Origin of the sequence: Sorangium sp. So ce362 (assembly GCF_051519845.1) — a bacterium.
Lineage (GTDB): Bacteria > Myxococcota_A > Polyangia > Polyangiales > Polyangiaceae > Sorangium.
In genome coordinates this window covers 5,314,725-5,331,473 of record NZ_CP150332.1, presented here as the reverse complement: position 1 = coordinate 5,331,473, position 16,749 = coordinate 5,314,725, and the positions used below count along the sequence as shown (strand labels likewise).

The 16,749-nt window shown below is 71.9% G+C and carries 14 protein-coding genes; 5 read left to right on the top strand and 9 right to left on the bottom strand.

Going from position 1 to position 16,749, the window contains the following annotated elements:
- Nucleotides 1-38: 38 nt before the first annotated feature.
- The 3 genes from WMF17_RS20715 to WMF17_RS20705 all read left to right on the top strand — a co-directional run bounded on the left by WMF17_RS20715 (nt 39) and on the right by WMF17_RS20705 (nt 5,727).
- Nucleotides 39-1,814 carry a tetratricopeptide repeat protein gene (locus WMF17_RS20715; protein WP_437650840.1) on the top strand — a complete coding sequence of 592 codons (1,776 nt, stop codon included), beginning with the start codon at nt 39-41 and terminating at the stop codon, nt 1,812-1,814.
- 155 nt (nt 1,815-1,969) lie between these two features.
- On the top strand, nt 1,970-3,070 hold the full coding sequence (locus WMF17_RS20710; protein WP_437603809.1) for a beta-ketoacyl synthase N-terminal-like domain-containing protein: 1,101 nt from the start codon (nt 1,970-1,972) through the stop codon (nt 3,068-3,070).
- A complete protein-coding gene (locus WMF17_RS20705) occupies nt 3,067-5,727 on the top strand; it encodes a hypothetical protein (RefSeq protein WP_437603807.1) in 2,661 nt (886 codons plus the stop codon). Before WMF17_RS20710 ends, WMF17_RS20705 begins: the two co-directional genes overlap by 4 nt.
- 195 nt (nt 5,728-5,922) lie before the next feature.
- Here WMF17_RS20705 and WMF17_RS20700 read toward each other — a convergent pair whose 3' ends face one another.
- From WMF17_RS20700 to WMF17_RS20680, 5 genes are read right to left on the bottom strand one after another with little or no spacing between them, the layout of a single operon-like run.
- Nucleotides 5,923-6,297, bottom strand: a complete 375-nt coding sequence (locus WMF17_RS20700) for a hypothetical protein (RefSeq protein WP_437603805.1) — start codon at nt 6,295-6,297, stop codon at nt 5,923-5,925.
- A gap of 51 nt (nt 6,298-6,348) precedes the next feature.
- Complete coding sequence (locus tag WMF17_RS20695; protein WP_437603803.1) at nt 6,349-6,909, bottom strand: hypothetical protein; 561 nt, start codon at nt 6,907-6,909, stop codon at nt 6,349-6,351.
- Nucleotides 6,881-7,684: a ParA family protein gene (locus WMF17_RS20690; protein ID WP_437603802.1), complete on the bottom strand. Its 804-nt coding sequence runs from the start codon at nt 7,682-7,684 to the stop codon at nt 6,881-6,883. Before WMF17_RS20690 ends, WMF17_RS20695 begins: the two co-directional genes overlap by 29 nt.
- Nucleotides 7,681-8,556 carry a DUF4388 domain-containing protein gene (locus WMF17_RS20685; protein ID WP_437603801.1) on the bottom strand — a complete coding sequence of 292 codons (876 nt, stop codon included), beginning with the start codon at nt 8,554-8,556 and terminating at the stop codon, nt 7,681-7,683. Before WMF17_RS20685 ends, WMF17_RS20690 begins: the two co-directional genes overlap by 4 nt.
- On the bottom strand, nt 8,556-9,278 hold the full coding sequence (locus tag WMF17_RS20680) for a TRP-like protein (protein ID WP_437603800.1): 723 nt from the start codon (nt 9,276-9,278) through the stop codon (nt 8,556-8,558). The genes WMF17_RS20685 and WMF17_RS20680 overlap by 1 nt, the downstream gene beginning before the upstream one ends.
- Before the next feature lie 689 nt (nt 9,279-9,967).
- On the opposite strand from WMF17_RS20680, the gene WMF17_RS20675 reads away from it, so the two are divergent.
- A complete protein-coding gene (locus WMF17_RS20675; RefSeq protein WP_437603799.1) occupies nt 9,968-10,726 on the top strand; it encodes a hypothetical protein in 759 nt (252 codons plus the stop codon).
- 363 nt (nt 10,727-11,089) lie between these two features.
- On the opposite strand, the gene WMF17_RS20670 is transcribed toward WMF17_RS20675, so the two are convergent.
- Together WMF17_RS20670 and WMF17_RS20665 are read right to left on the bottom strand one after the other, a co-directional pair.
- Nucleotides 11,090-11,470, bottom strand: coding sequence for a VOC family protein (locus tag WMF17_RS20670; RefSeq protein WP_437603797.1), 381 nt, complete (start codon nt 11,468-11,470; stop codon nt 11,090-11,092).
- A gap of 165 nt (nt 11,471-11,635) precedes the next feature.
- Nucleotides 11,636-12,373, bottom strand: a complete 738-nt coding sequence (locus tag WMF17_RS20665; protein ID WP_437603796.1) for a fatty acid desaturase — start codon at nt 12,371-12,373, stop codon at nt 11,636-11,638.
- A gap of 656 nt (nt 12,374-13,029) precedes the next feature.
- On the opposite strand from WMF17_RS20665, the gene WMF17_RS20660 reads away from it, so the two are divergent.
- Nucleotides 13,030-14,865 (top strand): M2 family metallopeptidase, encoded by a 1,836-nt coding sequence (locus tag WMF17_RS20660; RefSeq protein WP_437603794.1) that lies wholly within the window; start codon nt 13,030-13,032, stop codon nt 14,863-14,865.
- Nucleotides 14,866-14,901: 36 nt separating this feature from the next.
- Here the strand turns inward: WMF17_RS20660 and WMF17_RS20655 are convergent, their stop codons facing one another.
- Both WMF17_RS20655 and WMF17_RS20650 read right to left on the bottom strand, forming a co-directional pair.
- Nucleotides 14,902-15,705 (bottom strand): GNAT family N-acetyltransferase, encoded by an 804-nt coding sequence (locus tag WMF17_RS20655; protein ID WP_437603793.1) that lies wholly within the window; start codon nt 15,703-15,705, stop codon nt 14,902-14,904.
- 269 nt (nt 15,706-15,974) lie between these two features.
- Nucleotides 15,975-16,562 (bottom strand): hypothetical protein, encoded by a 588-nt coding sequence (locus WMF17_RS20650; protein ID WP_437603792.1) that lies wholly within the window; start codon nt 16,560-16,562, stop codon nt 15,975-15,977.
- Nucleotides 16,563-16,749: the final 187 nt, after the last annotated feature.

The following is a 16,749-nucleotide window of genomic DNA, read 5'->3' as shown; positions in this document are numbered from 1 at the left end:
CGAGGGATGCCGTCGGGATCAAGACGAGGGGGCGAGGAATGGCGCTCGTGAGCACGGCCGACGCTGGGGACGTCGAGGCCGCCTTTCGCGATTTTCTGGGGAACGATGTCACCGTGGAGGCGTTCGGCGCCGCCGCGAGCCGCCGCCGGCTGCTCGGCGAAGCGCCGCTCTCGCGCACGGTGCACGTGGCGCTCTCCGGTGAGGGCCAGGACGCGCGCGCGGCGGCCGACGCGCTCGCGGAGGCGGTCGTCCCCTGGGGCTCGTTCGTGCTCCTGCAGGGCCTGGTCGGGACGGCGTTCACGCGGCAAGGCCGCTACGACGACGCGCTCCGTGTCCACCTGACGGCGCTGCGCCTCACGCCGCGGTGGCACCCGACCTCGGTCTACCGCGTGCTCGACGCCATCGCCGACGACCTCGTGCACCTCGGCCGCTTCGACGAGGCCGCGCGCCTCGCCGAGCGCGCGCTCGAGTGGGACCCGACCAACCCGGACGCGCTCCTGACCCTCGGCGTGGCGCTGGCCAGGGCGGGCGATCGCGGCCGCGCGGGCGGCGTCCTCGCCTACCTCGCGTCCTCGGGCTACTCCGAGGTGTTCCTCCGCGCGCTGATCGGCGCGCTCGGCGGAGACCGGGCGAAGGCGCAGCCGTACGCGCCGGACCTCGCGAAGATCCCGGCCCTGTCGGATGACGCGTGGCTGCGCTTCTGCGCGGTGAACGCGCTGAACCCGTTCGCCGAGGGCGAGGAGCAGCGGCGGGCGCATGCGGTCGCTTGCCTCGCCCGCGGTCACCACGATTACGCACTGTTCGCCACGCGCCAGGCGCCGAAGTGGGTCACGGAGGACTCGCCCATCGACGGGCGCGTCGCCCGCGCCTGGGCCAAGGCGCGCGAGGAGGCCATCGTGGCGCTCGACGCGGCGCGCGGCGTCGTCGAGGCGCTCGCGCGCGAGGAGGACGGGCAGTTCGGGGAGGAGTCGGAGGTGCGGTTCCAGTTCGCCGACGCGTGCGTTGAGCGCGGGGACGCCGGGCCGTTGCTCGCGATGCTGCTCGACCCGAGCCGGGAGGTCGTGCTCTACGCGGCGCGCGCCCTCGTCAAGCTCGGGCGCACCGAGCATGCGCCGCTCATCGAGGCGATGGCCGCGGGCGAGCGCGCCCTCGGGTGGGACGACCTGCCCTCGGCCGTGAAGGTGCTCTCGGCGATGAAGCGCGCGGGCGGCGGCGCGAAGAAGAAGCCCGCCCCCGCGAAGGGCAAGGCCGCGCGGCTCCGCGGGCGGGCGCTCGTCGCGAAGGTGATCGAGGCGATCGCGGGCACGGACGCGATCGCGGATCCGCGGCCGGTCCCTGCGGCGAAGCTCAAGAAGCTCACGTTCCCGTGCAAGAAGCCGCTGTCACCGGGCCTCGCGGCCTTCCTCGCGTTCGACGCGAGCTTCCTCGGGCTGTTCGAGGACCCGGAGGCGCCCCGCTTCGCGCCGAGGACGCTCCGCCAGATCGCGGAGGCGGAGTTCGACCCGATGCTCGCGGGCATGTTCGAGGGCATCGAGGAGGCGCTGCCGGGGGAGGCCTACCTCCTCGGCGCGCAGGACGGCGAGGCGCGGGACGTGCTCTATGTCGGCGAGCCCGACGCCGCGGGCGAGTACCCGGTGCTGGAGATGCGCGTGGATCCGCCCGGGGTCCGCGTCGCGTACCCCGGCGTGGACGTCTACCTCGCGCACCTCTTCGAGGTTGTCCTGTTCGACCCGGACGCGAACCCCGAGGACGCGCGCGCGCTCGAGGCACACAGCAAGCTCGACCTGAGCGGGTGGTCGGCGCCGCCCGAATGACGGGCGCCCGAGCGTGCCGGTGGGGCTGTTCCTCGCGGCCTGCGGAACGGGTCGGCGACCCGTTGGCCCACCGCGGAGGGGTACTCCCGGGCGCGCGCGGGGAATGCTTCATGGCAGTGCGCCGGCTCCGTTCCCGCTGGTAGGATGCCCCGGCGATGGCCGCCTCCTCGCCCCCCGCCGGGCACCCGCCGCTGCCCGCCTCCGACGTCGTCGTCGTCGGCGTGGGGGCTCGCGCGCCGAGCGGGCTCACGGCCTTGCAGGTGACGATGAGCGTGCGCGCGCTGAAGATGGACCCGCGCGAGTCCCACCTCATCGACAGGCACGGCGAGCCGATGGTCATGTGCCGGCTGCCCTCCATCGACGACGAGGTCATGGGTGTCGACCGGTTCGTGGCGCTCGGCGGGCCGGCGCTCACCCAGGCGGCGTTCGCGTGGCTCGCCGCGGAGCGCAGGAATGGGCGGACCGCGCGGCCGTTGCCCGTCCTCGTGGCGCTGCCGAGCCGGCGCCGCCCCGGGCTCGACGCGCGCCTCGAGCAGCACCTGCTGCGCGGCCTCGAGGCGCGCTCGCAGGTGCCGATCGACCACGCGCGCTCGGGGCTGATCTTCGGATGTCGCGGCGGGGGCGTCGAGGCCTTTCGGCTGGCGATCGAGCGCCTCCGCGCGGGCGAGTACGACGCGGTGGCCGTGGGCGGCGTGGATAGCTGGTTCGACCCCGACGCGCTCGAATGGCTGGATCGCGAGCTCCGCCTGCACTCCATGCAGACCGAGAACGGCTTCATCCCGGGCGAGGGAGCGGGGTTCTCGCTGCTCACCGCCCGGCGGAGCGCGGCGTCGCTGCCCCGCCTGGCCCAGATCCTCGGCGCCGGCGTCGCGTCGGAGCCACGACCGTACGGCTCGGACGAGCCGTGCCTCGGAGAGGGGATCACCGCGGCCGTGAAGCGCGCGGTCGCGCCCGTGGGCGCCCGGGCGCGCCGGGTCCCGTGGGTGATGACGGACGTCGTGAACGAGCGGCACCGCGTCGATGAGTGGAGCTACGTCATGGCGCGCGCCTTCGAGGCCTTCTCGCCCGACGTGATCCACGATCAGCCGCTGCTGAAGACCGGCGATCTCGGCGCGGCGAGCGCCGCGGTGCTCCTCGCGATCGCCGCGATGCGCTGGCAGACCGGCTGCGCCGCCGCCGACTGCGCGCTCATCGGCGCCCACTCCGAGGGCCCCGAGCGCGGCGCCCTCCTCGCCAGCCGTGACCCGGCTCCATGAGCTCCTCGAGCGCGCCCCCCCGCGATGTGCCCGCCGAGCCCGGGAAGAACGCGGCCGTGCTGGCCCAGCGGGCCGTGGAGGACGTGCTCTCCGCCGTGCCCGAGATCCCGTTCCAGATGGATCGCGCCGGCATCGGCGACCGGCTGCGCCGGGCCGTGCAGTGCGGCTACGCGGTGCTCGACAGCGACGTGCTCGCGCCGGTCCACCACGACGGGCTCGCCGAGGCCGCGGCGCTCGTGCGCGAGGCGCGCGAGCTGCTCGCGCGCGCCGGCGATCGCCGCGAGGCGCCGGCGCTCGGCAGGGCGCTCGGCGCGCTCGACCTGGCCGCATCGGCGCTCGCGATGGGCGCGACGGCCGTGGCGCAGATCCAGCTCGAGCGCCGGAGCGAGCTCACGGGCGGCGGCCGGCACCACGAGCCGCCGCGCGAGCGACCGTTCCGCGCGAGCCAGGGCACGCCGTCGCTGCACGCGTTCCCGCGGCGCCGGCTCGTCCCGGAGCCCTCGCTCGACCCGATCGTCCCGCTGCGCGAGCCGCAGCCCGCGCCGCGCAAGCTGAAGCCGCCCGCGACGCTCGACGCGCTGAAGGCGTTCGCCCGCGCGGCCGCGGCGGGCGAGATCGAGGAGAAGCTCGGCGAGAACGCGGCGGAGGCGCCGGCCGCCCCGGCCGAGGAGCCGCCCCGCTTCGTCCACGAGCCCGCCGTCGAGGAGGCGGAGATGCTCCGGCGCCTCGGGCGCGACTGCCTCGAGGACATCGCCATCCACGGCGATCTGCGCAAGCCGAACGCCATCGAGACGTGGGTGGATCAGGAGCCGTTCGAGCAGCGCCTGCTCGACAACGTCGACTGCTTTGCCAGCGTCGGCGCCGCGGCCTTGCCGCTCGTGTCGCTCTATTTCGCCGAGGCGAGGGCGCCGGATCCGGGGCGCGCGTTCGCCGTGGCGCTGACGCTCGGCGCGATCGAGGGCCGCGACACGGTCGACGCGGCGCTGGCCACGCTCCGGCACAGCGCGCCCGAGACGTACCCGGGGTGGGTCGAGGGCCTCTGGCTCGCCCCGAACCCCGAGATCGACGCGGCGCTCGTCGAGCTCGCGGCCGGCCCGCTCGCGCCGCTCGCCGCCGTGGCGCTCGACGTGCTCACGCTCCGGCAGGCGGTGCCGTTCGATCTCGCGTCGCGGCTCGCGGGGTCGGAGCGGCCCGAGCTCGCGGAGCGCGCGCTCCGCGCGCTCGCCGTGGCCGGCCCGCGCGACGAGGCGCTCGCGGTGATCGATGGCGTGCTCGCGCGTACGGGGAGCGACGCCGTGTTCCTCGCCGGCGCCGAGGCGGCGATGCGGCGGGGGCACGGGCCGACGCGCTCGCTCCTGCGCGTGACGCTGGCGGGCCGGGCGGGCCCGGCGCGCGCCGCGGGCGCGGCGTGGCTGCTGTGCCTCGGCGGGCACGGGAGCGATCTTGAGCCGCTGCTCGCCAGCGTGGCCGCGGCGCCCACCGCCCAGCTCGTGCGCGGCCTCGGGCGCTTCGGGCATGTCGGGGTGCTCGGCTTCCTGGTGAGCCTGCTCGGCTCCGGCGACGAGCCGCTCGTGGAAGCAGCGGCCGAGGCGCTGGAGCGCATCACGGGCGCGGGCCTGCGTGAGACGGTCGAGGAGCCGTGGGAGGTGGAGCTGCCTCCCGAGGCCGAGGCTGCGGTCCTGGGCGACGCGCTGCCGATCCCTGTCCGCAAGGTGGAGAAGGTCGTCACCGACCCCGCGCGCTGGGAGGCTTTCCTGCGGCGCGACGCGCGCCGGCTCGATCCGGAGGTGCGCACGCGCGGCGGGCGTCCGTTCACCGTGCTGTCGATCGTCGACGAGATCGAGGCGAGGTCGACCCCGCCGCCGCGGCGCCACGAGGCCGCGCGCGAGCTCTGGATCGCGACGGGGCTCGTCTCTGCGTTCTCGCCGGACGATTGGGTCGCGCGGCAGCGCGCCCACCTGGCGGAGCTCCGCGATCGCGTGAGCGACGCGAGCTTCCCCGCGGGCCGGTGGGCGTTCGAGTGGACGCGGAGCAGCCTGCCGCCGCCGCCTCCCGCCGCGTCGGTGTCGCACCGGCCGCTCGCTTCCACGATGGTGGCCTTTCCGCGGGTGGAGGTGGCGGGAGCGCTGCCGTTCGCCCCGCCGCCTCCGGGCGCGGCGCTCCCGCGCACGCCGTCGGCCGCGCGGACCGCCGGCGACACGGCGCTGCCGTTCGTGTCGCCGCCGTCCGCGCCCGCGCCGCCCGCGCCGCCCGCGCCCGCGTTCGCGCCGCCCACGCTCGCGCCCCCCGTATCGGAGGGCGCCATGCACGCGCCGCGCGACGTCTTGCCGTTCAAGAGGTCTGCGGCCGCGGAGCCAGCGCCGGCGGCGGTCAAGGCGACGCCGTCCTACGCTGGATTGCCGTTCAGGGCGCCGGCCGATGCCGGCGCAGCTGCCGACGCGCCGGCCCTCTCGCTCGAGCAGCACGCCTGGCTCTGGACCCGGCGCCTCGTCGAGCCCGCGAGGAGCGCCGAGCTCCTCGCGCAGCATGGCATCGCGGGCGAGGACGCCTGGCTCGCGGCCGACCGTGCGTGGCAACGGCGCTTGAGCGCCGACCAGGCGCTCCACGAGCGCTGGCGTCACCTGGTCGCCTATTACCGCGGGCAGGGGCCCCGGTGACACGCCCCGGCGAGCCCCCCAGCGGCGGGTAGTGGTCAGATTTGAACATGAAGGCAGGAAGGCGAGAAGAAAAGATCAATGATCTTCCCGCCTTCATGGGAACTCTCTCCGGGCAAATGGGACCACGACCCAGCGGCGGCCCCGAGGGCCTTCTCGAGGGGAGGCCGTCGAGGCGCCGGGCGGGGGCCGAAAAGCTCAGAGCTCCATCGCCTGCGCGACGGTCTCGATCATCCGCGGGATGGCGACGGAGATGAGGATCCCCAGGTTCGCCCGCCGGTTGTCCACCAGCACGCCCTGGAGCAGCTTCCCGTGGTTCAGCATCACCACGGTGTGATTGCCCGCCATGTCGAGCATGTAATACCGCCCGAGCGACGGGAAATTCGAGTCGCGCAGCGAGCTGTCCAGCTCCTCGGTGATGCGCGTGAAGAGGGCCACCGCCACCGGCTGCTGGTTGAAGCCGGCGAGCGACAGGCCTGCCGTGCGTTCCCAGATGTCGGTGGCCAGCAGCCCGTCGCGGAGGATGTTGCGGAGGTCATGGACTGCGGCGTCGAGGACTTTGGTATCGATCATCGTGCTTCCGTCGCTCCTGGGCGCGCGCGCCCGTGGTGAAAACCGGATCCGTTACAGCCCGCGCACGGTCGTTCCGAGCGCTTCCTTCAGCTGCTCGAACGCCCGCGTGGAGAGAGCCTCGTCCCCCACCGTCCCGAGGCAGAAACCGCCGCGCGTCGTGCGCGCCTCGACCCACGACATCATCTGCGCGCCGAGCCAGAGCGCGCCCGCCGTGGCGTCGACGCCGGGGATGGTGCGGACGCCGACCAGCGCCGAGAGCAGCGGGCCCACGAGGGACACGTGCGCCTCGGAGATGCCGTGCGCCGCCAGCGTGAGGCCGTTGTCGTCCGCGACGAAGGCGCCCACGCACGCCTGATGAGCGAGCGTCCAGGCGACGAGCGCGTCGAGCCGGTCGGCCGGGTTGTCGGAGGTCTGCACGAGGCGCGGCACCTCCTTCGACGCCTTCGGCGCGGCCTTCGCCGGCGTCGGCGCGGCCTTCGCCGGCGCGCCGGCGCGCGCTGCCCCCATGGCGCTCACGAGCGCCGTGGGCTCGGGGGAGCGCGTCGCGGTCACCCGCGCGAGCAGCGAGCTCACCCGCTGCGCGTCAGTCCACGAGACGGATCGGACCGTCATCCTCGCCTCCTGCCGTGGTGCCGAGGCGCTCCTCGATCTCGGCCACGAGTTTGTCGAACACCGCAGAGACCGCCGGCGGGCGGCGGCTGAGCAGACCGAGCGGCACGCCCGCGCGGCTCGCCTGGAGGAACGTGCCGTCGCGCGGCACCGCCGTGTCGAAGACCTGATCGCGGTAGAGCGACCACAGCTCCTCCAGCGAGGCCAGCAGCACCGGGTCGCGGAACGAGCTCATCGTGCCGACGACGCCGAGCAGGGAGCAGGCGGAGCCGATCTCGCGGAGCCGCGCGAGGAGCTCGAGCAGCCGCGGCAGGGCCCGCAGCGCGAGCGGCTCACACTGCGCCACGGCGATGACGCTGTCGACCTCTTCGAGCGCGAGGCGCGACATCCCGCCGAGCCCGGCCGGCGTGTCGAAGAGGACCAGGTCGAAGTCGCGCTGGCTCTGCTCGAGGACGCGCCCCAGGAGGTTGGCCTCGCGGGCATTGACGGCGAAGCGATCCTCGTCGAGCGCGTCGACCGGGCCCATGGGCAAGAGGCAGAGCTCCGCGAGACGGGTCTTCACCATGCCCTCGAGCGGGGGGCCGCCGCGCGCGAGGTTCGCGGCCAGGCCGGCGCGGTCGCCGACACCGTCGAGCGACATGCCGATGGCGCCCTGCTGATCCGTGTCGACGAGGAGGGTCCGCGCGCCTCGGCGCGCGAAGGCGAAGGCGCAGTTGAGCGCCACGGTGGTCTTTCCGACTCCGCCCTTCAGGCTGGCGAATGCGATGGATCGGGTCATCTTGGGTATCCGAGCTTGCGTAGCTGTTCCAGGTTAGCGCGCACGAGGCTCGACGCAGGGTCGAGCGTCGAGAGGTCGGTGAGGACGCGGGCCGCGTCGCTGTAGCTGCGTTCCATCAAGAGGCGCCGAGCGTCGGCGTTGAGCTGCTTGATCCGGATCGCAGCCTGCTCCGGCGAGGCGAGCGCGACCTCGATCCGCCTCGACGAGATCGGCGGCGGCGCCTCCACGCTGCCCTCGTCGATCCGGCGCAGCGAGTCGAGCAGCAGCTCCGCCAGGTCCTTGAAGATGGTGCGCTCCTTCGTCGAGCCGACGGCCGGGGTGACGCGCACCCGCATCTCCGGGCGGATGAGCCGCGCGAACGCGGTCTCGCCCACGCCGAGGCCGTCGAACGCCGTCCATACCTTGCCGCGCCGCACCTCGATCAGACCCACGTCGGCGCTGTCGTTGCTGACCACGAGGACGTGCGAGTCGCCGGACATGCAGATCATCTGCAAGAAGTCGACGGGCACGAAGTTCATCCCGATCGGCGTCGATTGCGCGCCCGCGGCGTGCGCCATGAGGATGAGCGTCTCCTCGGCGATTGGCCACGTCACCCGCGTCGTGCTCACCGCTCCCGGGATCTCCGCGCCGTCGTTCACGGCGAGCACCAGCCGCGCCGTGCGGCGGAGGAGCTGCGCGAGGGCGTCCTCCGGAGCGCCCGGGAGCGACGGCGCGTAGATGATGAGCTCCGTGCTCGGCGCGCCCTCGAGGGCCTGCTCGAGCTCCTCCCAGGTGGCGGCGCCGAGGGCGCTCACCGGCGTCTGCCCGGCCATGACGCGAATGCACCGCATGCGCTCGCGCAGATCGGGATCGGCGACCACGACGATGGGCATCAGACTCCGAAGTCGCTCCGCGCTCGGCGCAGCATGACCGACGACGCCGTGTCGCCCGGACGCATGCGCTCGCAAGCCTCGAACGCCTCGATCGCGTCGGCGTAGCGGCGCTGCACGAACGCGGCGGTGCCGCGGGCGAACGCGTCGCGGTAGAGCCGATCCTCTTCCGTCTCGATCACCCGCGGCGTGAACGTCGCGCTCACGGGGGGAGACTCCGGCGATCGCCGCTGAAGCCCGCGCTCCGGCATGGTGGGCGGCCCCGGGTCCATGCCGGGCTCGGACGGCAGCGTGTCCAGCTGCCGCCGCCAGGGCTGCGGCGTCCTCTCGCTGAACGGCGACGCCACCTCCTTGCCCGTGTAAAGGCCGACGAGCACCTGCAGCGTGCGGAGCCGCCCGAGCGGGCACATTTGTACGATGTCGTCGAACGTCGACGAGCCATCGATGTACCGCGCAACGAGCAGCGCGTCGGGCGAGCGACCCGCGGCGACAGGGATGGGCCCCGCCACCCGATCGAGGCCGCCGAGCCGCTTGGCGTACGCGCCGGCGAGGAACTCCTTGATCCGCTCGATGCTCGTCTGCAGCTCGCGATCGCCGGGGGCCTCCGAGCGCGCCTGGTACAGCACCGCCAGCGCCTCCTCGTAGCGCTTCTCACGGACCAGCCGCACGACCTCCGCCCGCACGGGGGCGCTCTTCGGAAGCGTGCGGCTTTCAGGTTCCATCATCAAAGCTGAATCGCGTGGGTCTTTCACGGCACGACTCGGCAAGCTACATGCCTCGACCGCCGACCTTCAAGCTGTTTGGTTGCCCCTTCGCGGGAACCATCGTCAGCGCCGTCCACCTGGATCGCCGCACGTCAGGTGCGCGCGTGTGGGACCAGCCGGAACCCTGCTCTAACGCACTGGGTGCTGCGACATGGGCCCACGTGAAGGCCGTGGAGACATTGACGAGGCGATGACAGTGGCTCGCTTCCGCAATCGGTGCATTGAGTCGCCGGGCGCTCTCGCCCGCCCTGCAGAATGAATCGCCAGCCGATCGTGGACAGCGAATCAAGTGTCGTACATTGGCTTCCGTTCGCCCACCCGGCTCTCGTTGCCGCCTGGATTGGAGATCCCTGAAGATACTGGATGCAGCTCACGCCGCACTTGCGGTAGAGTGAGTGCACCGAGTGGATGCACCCTCCAACGTCGCATAACGTTTGAGGTGGTTCGAGGAAAGTTCCAAAGATCAAGCTCGGACTGCAAGGGGGGAGGGGAATGCAGGATTTCGACACGGCTGAGATCCAGCAGCAGCGTCCATTTGGTTACGCCGTGGTCTTGTCTTGAGGCGCCACGGGGCGCGCAAGGCGCTTGGCTTTCGCAAACAGAGGGATCGCTCAACCAACTGACACCCACAGCCGAAAAGGAGATCGCTTATGCGGCAGGTCTTGCGGCACATCTTCGAGAAGAAGCAGTCGTATGCTCGTCTACCCCTGTTCGAGCGGATGCGTGACGAACAGCTCGATCCTAGCGAGCGGCTCGCCTTTTATCCGTGCATGGCTTATTTCATCCTGAGTTTCGGTGATCTGAACAAGTTCGTGTTGAGGGAGGAGCACGCAGCGGACGAATACCAGGAAATGGTGAACGTCCACACACGCGAGGACGACCATCACTGGCCGTGGTACCTGGAGGATTTGATCAAGCTGGGCTACGACGTCGAGGGTCGGAGCACGGACTTGTTGAACTTCCTCTGGGGCGACGAGACGATCGAGAATCGGATCCTCACCGCGCGGCTCATCGAGCTCATCAAGGGCACGACGGGCCTCGAGCGGCTGGTCATCATCGAAGCGATCGAGGAGACTGGCAACGTCCTCTTCGGGGCGATGCTTCCCCTGGCGGAGGCGCTGGAGAAGCGGCTCGGAACGCAGCTGCGCTACTGCGGCCCGTTCCATTTCGAGCGCGAGTCGGGCCACGCGGTGAACGCCGACCACGCCGAGCTCGCGCGCATCTCGCTCGACGCGGAGACGCGCGAGCGGTACAAGGCGCTCGCGGACGAGGTGTACGCGATGTTCGAGCCGTGGACGCACGAGCTCCTGCGCTATGCCGTCGCGCACCCCGTGGGCGCCCCCGTGGCGGACCCCGAGACGGACGGCGTGAGCCAGGTGATGACCCGATCGTCGGTGCTCGCCGCGTGAAGCGACGAGGTTGGGGTCTCTCGCGCCTCAACCGCACCGCCCCCTCCACTGCACCCGGCGCCCTCCCGCGCTCGCCACGCGCCGAGCATTCTGCGCAAATCTCTGTTGCAGTCTTGCACGGATGGCGGTAGCCGGCCGCCGGCTCGCGTGGCGAGCAAACCCCACCGCGTTCGCCTGAGCCCTCGCCCCTCCGGCTCTGCCGGCGGAGCGAGGACCCATGGGCTCCCCCATCGACCCTTCCGGCGCGGCGGACGAGCCCCGGCGCCTCGGGCCTATCCTCTTCCGGAATCCGGGACGAGCATCGGCGACGAGGTGCTGGAGATTGGATGAGCGCCTGTCCGCGGGGAGCGCGGCGCCCCCGGATCAGCCGCCGCCGTAAGGGCGGGTGATGATCTCGAGGAAGTGCCCGTCGGGGTCGGGGAAGTACACGCCGCGCCCGCCGTCGTTGTGGTTGATCTCGCCGGGGCGCTGCGTTCTGGGATCGGCCCAGTACTGGAGCTTTCGCTCGCGGATCCGACCGAAGATCTCGTCGAACTCGGCCTCGCTGACCAGGAAGGCGTAGTGCTGCGGGCGGATTTCGTCAGGGCTGTCGGCGAAGTCGAGCGTGACGTCGTTGTCGAGCTGCACCGCCAGGAAATGTCCGAACGGCTTCGGAGCGGCGAGGCCCAGGATCTCGGCCATGAAGGTGGCGGACACCTTCTTGTCCTTCGCGGACACGATGGTGTGGTTGAGCCGGACGCTCATGCTCGCACCCCCGTTCCGTGGCGCCCGAGCAGGCCTCGTGGCCGCTGCGTCGCGGCCATGATTCCAGTCTTTGGCCTGGTGTCATTCATCTCTGTACCCTCCGTCCAGGCCGAGCCCGGCCGAGCGAGCCGCTGCATCAGGCTCACCGCGCGTGCCCCCCCGGGATCAGGGCGAGCGTGCCATGGTGGACTCACCCGAGCAACCGCACCTGCGGTCGGAGGAGGGGAGGGCGAGGCGGCTGCAGGGCAGGTTGGGGGTGCGGTGGTGGCGCTCGTGGTAACCGAGGCTCAGCGCGATGGGCGAGCGGGTGAAGGCGAGCCGGCGGGCGGCGGCCAGCATCCAGGCTGGGGCGTTGTGCGGGATGTACGCGGCCCACACGGCCATGGTGAGCTGGAGGGACGCGGCGGTGGCCGCGAAGGCGAGGAGCGCAGGCCGCCGCGATGCGAGCAGGAGGGCGAGCGAGGCGAGGTTGAGCGCGGCCTCGACGAGCTGCCAGCGGCGGCCGGACGGGTCGGCGGCGCGGAACGCCTCGGCGCGGAGGGCGAAGGCGGCGAGGGGGGCGCCGAGGAGCGCCCGCGAGAGCGGCAGGCGCGCGGGGGCGCCCTCGGTGTCGTCGGGCGCGAGGGGGCGAGCGTGGTGGCGAAGGTGCATGATGCGCAGGGCGTGACCGCTCATGAGCATCAGCGCGGCCGAGAGGGTGAGGACGATCTCGTTCGCCTTGCGCGGCAGGCGGAGGGCGCCGTGAGCGACATCGTGCATCAGGGCGAAGGCGGCGAAGAAGAGCGAGCCCCCGGAGGCCGCGGCGAGCGTCGCGCTCTCGATGCGTGCAGCGGCGGCGACGCCGGAGGCGCAGAGGCCGATACGGGCGATGTGCAAGGCGAGGTCGCCGAGGCGAGGCTTCATGACGTCCGCCTGGTGCGACCACCGTGCCAGGGAGCACGCGCCGGCGTGGAGCGGGCCGCGGTGGCGCGCTTGACGGCGCCGGCGCGCGCGGCGCGACCTCCGGCGTCCACGCAGGCGGCACGCCGGGTGTCCACGGCGTGGACAGCCACGAAAGCGCGTGGGCGGGCGGGCCCGAGGCGCGCGCGTGGAGGCGGCGGGGAGCGGCGCGCTGTCGTGGTTCCTGGGGTTGGTGAGCGGCTTGCAGATGCAGAAGCGGTGACCCGCGGGGGACCACGGCGGGAGATCTCGCTCGTTCGGATCCTTCGAGCTCAGGGATGGCTTCCGGCGGCTGGCGGAGCGGTATTTCCCCGAGGGGGCGTCGCGGGTCGCGCGGGAGGAAGCCGGTGCTCTTGTCCAGTCCGCCGCGCAAGCAACGTCATTGCCGATGTCGCGATAAGGGTCCATCCTCCAGGCTGACTTGACGGCGTGAAAGGAGCAGACTTTGCCGCATGTCAGCCCCTCGCGAGGATGCACCCCCGAGGATTGCTCGAGCCGCCGAGCGGCCTTAGAGGCCCTATCAGGATCGCGACGCCGAAGCGCACCCCACGCCCTCTGCGCGTCCGGGGTGGAGGGACCATTGCACGCTTCAGGTGTCGGCGATCCGGGAGCGGCGGGAAATGGTGCGCATGGTTCCGGTGTTCGTCGTCGCCTTGCCCTGCAGCGCCCTCGCGCTCACGGCAGCCTGCTCCGAGCCCACCCCTCCGCCGCGGCCGCAGCCAGGCTCCCAGCCGGCGGCGGAGGAGGCCGCGCGACTCATCGAGGCGGCCGAGTCGGAGCTCCACGAGCTCAGCACCCACAACAACCGGGCCGCGTGGGTGGCGTCGACGTACATCACGGTCGACACGCAGATCCTCGCGGCCGCGGCGAGCGCGAAGCTGCTCGGCGCGCAGTCCGACCTCGCCAAGCGGGCCGCCCGCTTCCGCGGCCTCGATCTGCCCTACGACGTTCGCCGGCGGCTCGATCTGCTGCGCACGTCGCTCACGCTGTACGCGCCCGCCGATCCCGCGAGGACGCAGGAGCTCGCGACCATCGCGTCGCGGCTCGAGGCGATGTACGGAGCGGGCAAATACTGCCCCGCGGCCGGCCAGTGCCTCGATCTCCAGGAGCTCAGCAGGATCATCGCAAAGAGCCGCGATCCCGAGGAGCTGAAGCGAGCGTGGGTCGGCTGGCGCACGGTCTCCGTGCCCATGCGCGGCGACTTCACGCGGCTCGTGGCGCTCGCGAACGAGGGGGCCCGCGAGCTCGGGTTCAAGGACACCGGCGATGCCTGGCGCTCGAAATACGAGATGCCGCGGCAGGCGCTGCCGCGGGAGGTCGACCGCCTCTGGGAGCAGGTCAAGCCGCTCTACGACGCGCTCCACTGCTACGTGCGCGGCCGGCTCGCGGCGACGTACGGCGAGGACGTCGTCCCCGCCGCGCGCCCGATCCGGGCCGACCTGCTCGGCGACATGTGGGCCCAGGACTGGAGCAACATCGACGATCTCGTCGCGCCCGAGGGGGCCGCGCCGATCTACGATCTCGACGCGGTGCTCCGCGCGAAGGGCCTCACACCGATCGAGATGGTGAAGACGGGCGAGCGATTCTTCATCTCGCTCGGGTTCGAGCCGCTCCCCGCCACCTTCTGGGAACGATCGCTGTTCGTCAAGCCGGCGGATCGCGACGTCGTCTGCCACGCGAGCGCCTGGAACCTCGATGACGAGGAGGATCTGCGCATCAAGATGTGCATCGAGATCACGGCCGACGACTTCCGGACGATCCACCACGAGCTCGGCCACACCTTCTATCAGAGGGCCTACAACCACCTGCCGTGGCTGTACCGCGACAGCCCGAACCCCGCGTTCCACGAGGCCATCGGCGACACGATCGGGCTGTCGGTCACGTCGGAGTACCTCCAGCGGATCGGGCTCGTGGAAGATCTGCCCCCGCCGTCGAGCGATCTCTCGCTCCTCCTCCGCGACGCCCTCAACAAGGTGGCTTTCCTGCCGTTCGCGGTCCTCGTCGATCGGTGGCGCTGGGGGGTCTTCTCCGGGGATATCCCGCCGGAGGAGTACAATCAGGCCTGGTGGGAGCTCCGGACGAGGTACCAGGGCGTGATGCCGCCGGTGCCCCGCTCCGAGGCGGACTTCGATCCCGGCGCGAAGTTCCATGTGGCGGCGAGCGTCCCGTACCTCCGGTACTTCTTCGCTCATATCCTCCAGTTCCAGCTCCACCGCGCGCTCTGCGAGGAGGCGGGGTACAAGGGGCCGCTCCACCGCTGCACGATCCACGGCAACGAGCAGGCCGGCGAGCGGCTCCGGCGGATGATGGAGATGGGGCGGAGCCGCCCGTGGCCTGAGGCGCTCGAGGCGGTGACCGGATCGCGTCGGATGGATGCGGCGGCGATGCTCGACTACTTCGCGCCGCTCAAGGGGTGGCTCGACCAGCAGAACCGCGGCAGGACGTGCGGGTGGTAGGCGGCGCCGCAGCGGGACGCGCGCGCCGCCCGGGCTTCAGGCCTGCGGCGGCGTGTAGAAGGCGAAGCGCGTGACCGCGCGGTAGCCCATCCCTTCGTACACGGGCCGCCCCATGTCCGTCGCGTGGAGGACGGTCCTCGCGACGCCCGTTTCGCTCAGCGCGTCGTCGAGGCAGCTGCGCATCACCGCCTCGGCGTACCCTTTGCGCCGGTGCTCGGCCGCGGTGACGACGAAGCCCACGTACCGGATCTTCTCCACGATGAACGTCGCCGCGGAGCACACGGGCTGGTCGCCCACGTAGCCGACCTGCCCGAACGCCCGGTCGTTCCACAGCGCCTCGTGGGCCACGGAGGCGCGCCCCGCGGGGATCGGGACGCTGTACGCGGCGGAGTTGAGGTCGGCGATGGCGGCGCGCGTCTCGGCGTCGGCCACGCGCCGGAGATCGAGGCCGACGGCCGGGCGCCGCGAGGGGGTGATCGCGTCGGCCACCATGCCCATGAGCGACACGGCCGGCGTGAAGCCGAGCCGGGCCAGGAGCTCCTCGGCGGTCGCGCCCGCGTCGCCGCCCGGCGACCAGCTGTCGGACAGCGCGAAGAGCCAGGGAACGCCGCCGGTCCGCGCGAGCTCGACGGCCCTGAGCGCCCGGCGCTCGAGATCCTGGAGGTCGGTTGCCGGCGAGGAGAGCGTGGCCGTGTTGAGCAGGACCATGTCGGTGCCCGAGAGGACGACGGTGACGCCGTCGGTGTGCTCGATCCGATGGCCGGGGAGACGCTGGCTGAAATGCATCCAGGCGGCCAGGAACTGAGCGTTGGACTCTTCGATCTCGATCGGGACGGGCATGCGAAACCTCCTCCGGGCGGAGAGTAGTCGGAGCGCGGCGTCCAGGGATTGAGCTGCAGCCGTCGAGTTAGCGGGCCGCGCGGCGCTGCCGGGCCGCCGGATGCGGCAGTGCGCTCCGCCGGGATGAGGAGGCGGACCCGACGGATCAGGGTCCGGAAGGGAGAATTCGGGCAAAGACGCCGAGCCGCGAGGGCGCAAACCAGCCAGAGATAGGGTGGTGGCGCCGAGGACGCCGGGATCCGCGTCGCTCGCTCACGCCTCGGGCCGCCTCACGGCTCGACTTCCTCCACCGTGTGGCAGTTGTTGCACGAGAACTCGCCGGTACCTGTCATCGGATCGTACCTGGCGACCTGGAGCAGGTCGGCCATCTCTGGCACGACCTGACTGTACATGAAGTCGGTCCACGCCAGGCGCTCCGGGTGCTCCGGATCCGACACCCATTCGGGGAACTCCGCCTCGCCGAGGAGCGGGGCGATCTGCGAGCTCGGCATCGCGTAGGCGCGCTCGACCGCGTCGTCGCCGTGGCACGTCGTGCAGTCCATCGACGCGTACTTCGCGTCGTACGCGACGAAGACCTCCTTCATCCGGGGCATGACGATGTCGTTCATGTACGTGGTGCGCTCCGCGAAGCTCATGTCCTTCCACGCGACCGGATCGGGCTCGGCGTCGACCGGGTCCGCCTCGCCGTCGTCCGCGCCGCCGCACGCGGCGACGAACAGGCACGCTGCCATCGAGATGCGCCTCATGACCGTGCTGCCTCGCCTCGTCCGGCGATCGGACGGCGCCACGTGACCCGGCTGCTGCGTGTCCGTCCTCGCCTCGATCGTCGTCGGTCCCGCGGTGTTCATGGATCGCATCGTCGTGTCTCCTTCTGGTTCGAAGCGGCGCGTCCGGGCGTTCCCGACCGGATGCGCCCCGGCTCTATCGTCACGACGAACGGCCAGACGCAGGATCGACACGCCGGCCCATTATTTTACGATCATTTGTAAGTGTATGAAATAATTAAGTTTTGTGCTCGGCACCCGGCGAGGAGCGCCCGGCGTC

Coding starts and splice junctions, on each gene's coding strand:
- WMF17_RS20680 (WP_437603800.1), bottom strand. CDS start 9,278: ATGATGGAACCTGAAAGCCGCACGCTTCCGAAGAGCGCCCCCGTGCGG.
- WMF17_RS20710 (WP_437603809.1), top strand. CDS start 1,970: ATGGCCGCCTCCTCGCCCCCCGCCGGGCACCCGCCGCTGCCCGCCTCC.
- WMF17_RS20660 (WP_437603794.1), top strand. CDS start 13,030: ATGGTGCGCATGGTTCCGGTGTTCGTCGTCGCCTTGCCCTGCAGCGCC.
- WMF17_RS20665 (WP_437603796.1), bottom strand. CDS start 12,373: ATGAAGCCTCGCCTCGGCGACCTCGCCTTGCACATCGCCCGTATCGGC.
- WMF17_RS20705 (WP_437603807.1), top strand. CDS start 3,067: ATGAGCTCCTCGAGCGCGCCCCCCCGCGATGTGCCCGCCGAGCCCGGG.
- WMF17_RS20695 (WP_437603803.1), bottom strand. CDS start 6,909: ATGACGGTCCGATCCGTCTCGTGGACTGACGCGCAGCGGGTGAGCTCG.
- WMF17_RS20675 (WP_437603799.1), top strand. CDS start 9,968: ATGCGGCAGGTCTTGCGGCACATCTTCGAGAAGAAGCAGTCGTATGCT.
- WMF17_RS20655 (WP_437603793.1), bottom strand. CDS start 15,705: ATGCCCGTCCCGATCGAGATCGAAGAGTCCAACGCTCAGTTCCTGGCC.
- WMF17_RS20715 (WP_437650840.1), top strand. CDS start 39: ATGGCGCTCGTGAGCACGGCCGACGCTGGGGACGTCGAGGCCGCCTTT.
- WMF17_RS20650 (WP_437603792.1), bottom strand. CDS start 16,562: ATGCGATCCATGAACACCGCGGGACCGACGACGATCGAGGCGAGGACG.
- WMF17_RS20700 (WP_437603805.1), bottom strand. CDS start 6,297: ATGATCGATACCAAAGTCCTCGACGCCGCAGTCCATGACCTCCGCAAC.
- WMF17_RS20690 (WP_437603802.1), bottom strand. CDS start 7,684: ATGACCCGATCCATCGCATTCGCCAGCCTGAAGGGCGGAGTCGGAAAG.
- WMF17_RS20670 (WP_437603797.1), bottom strand. CDS start 11,470: ATGAGCGTCCGGCTCAACCACACCATCGTGTCCGCGAAGGACAAGAAG.
- WMF17_RS20685 (WP_437603801.1), bottom strand. CDS start 8,556: ATGCCCATCGTCGTGGTCGCCGATCCCGATCTGCGCGAGCGCATGCGG.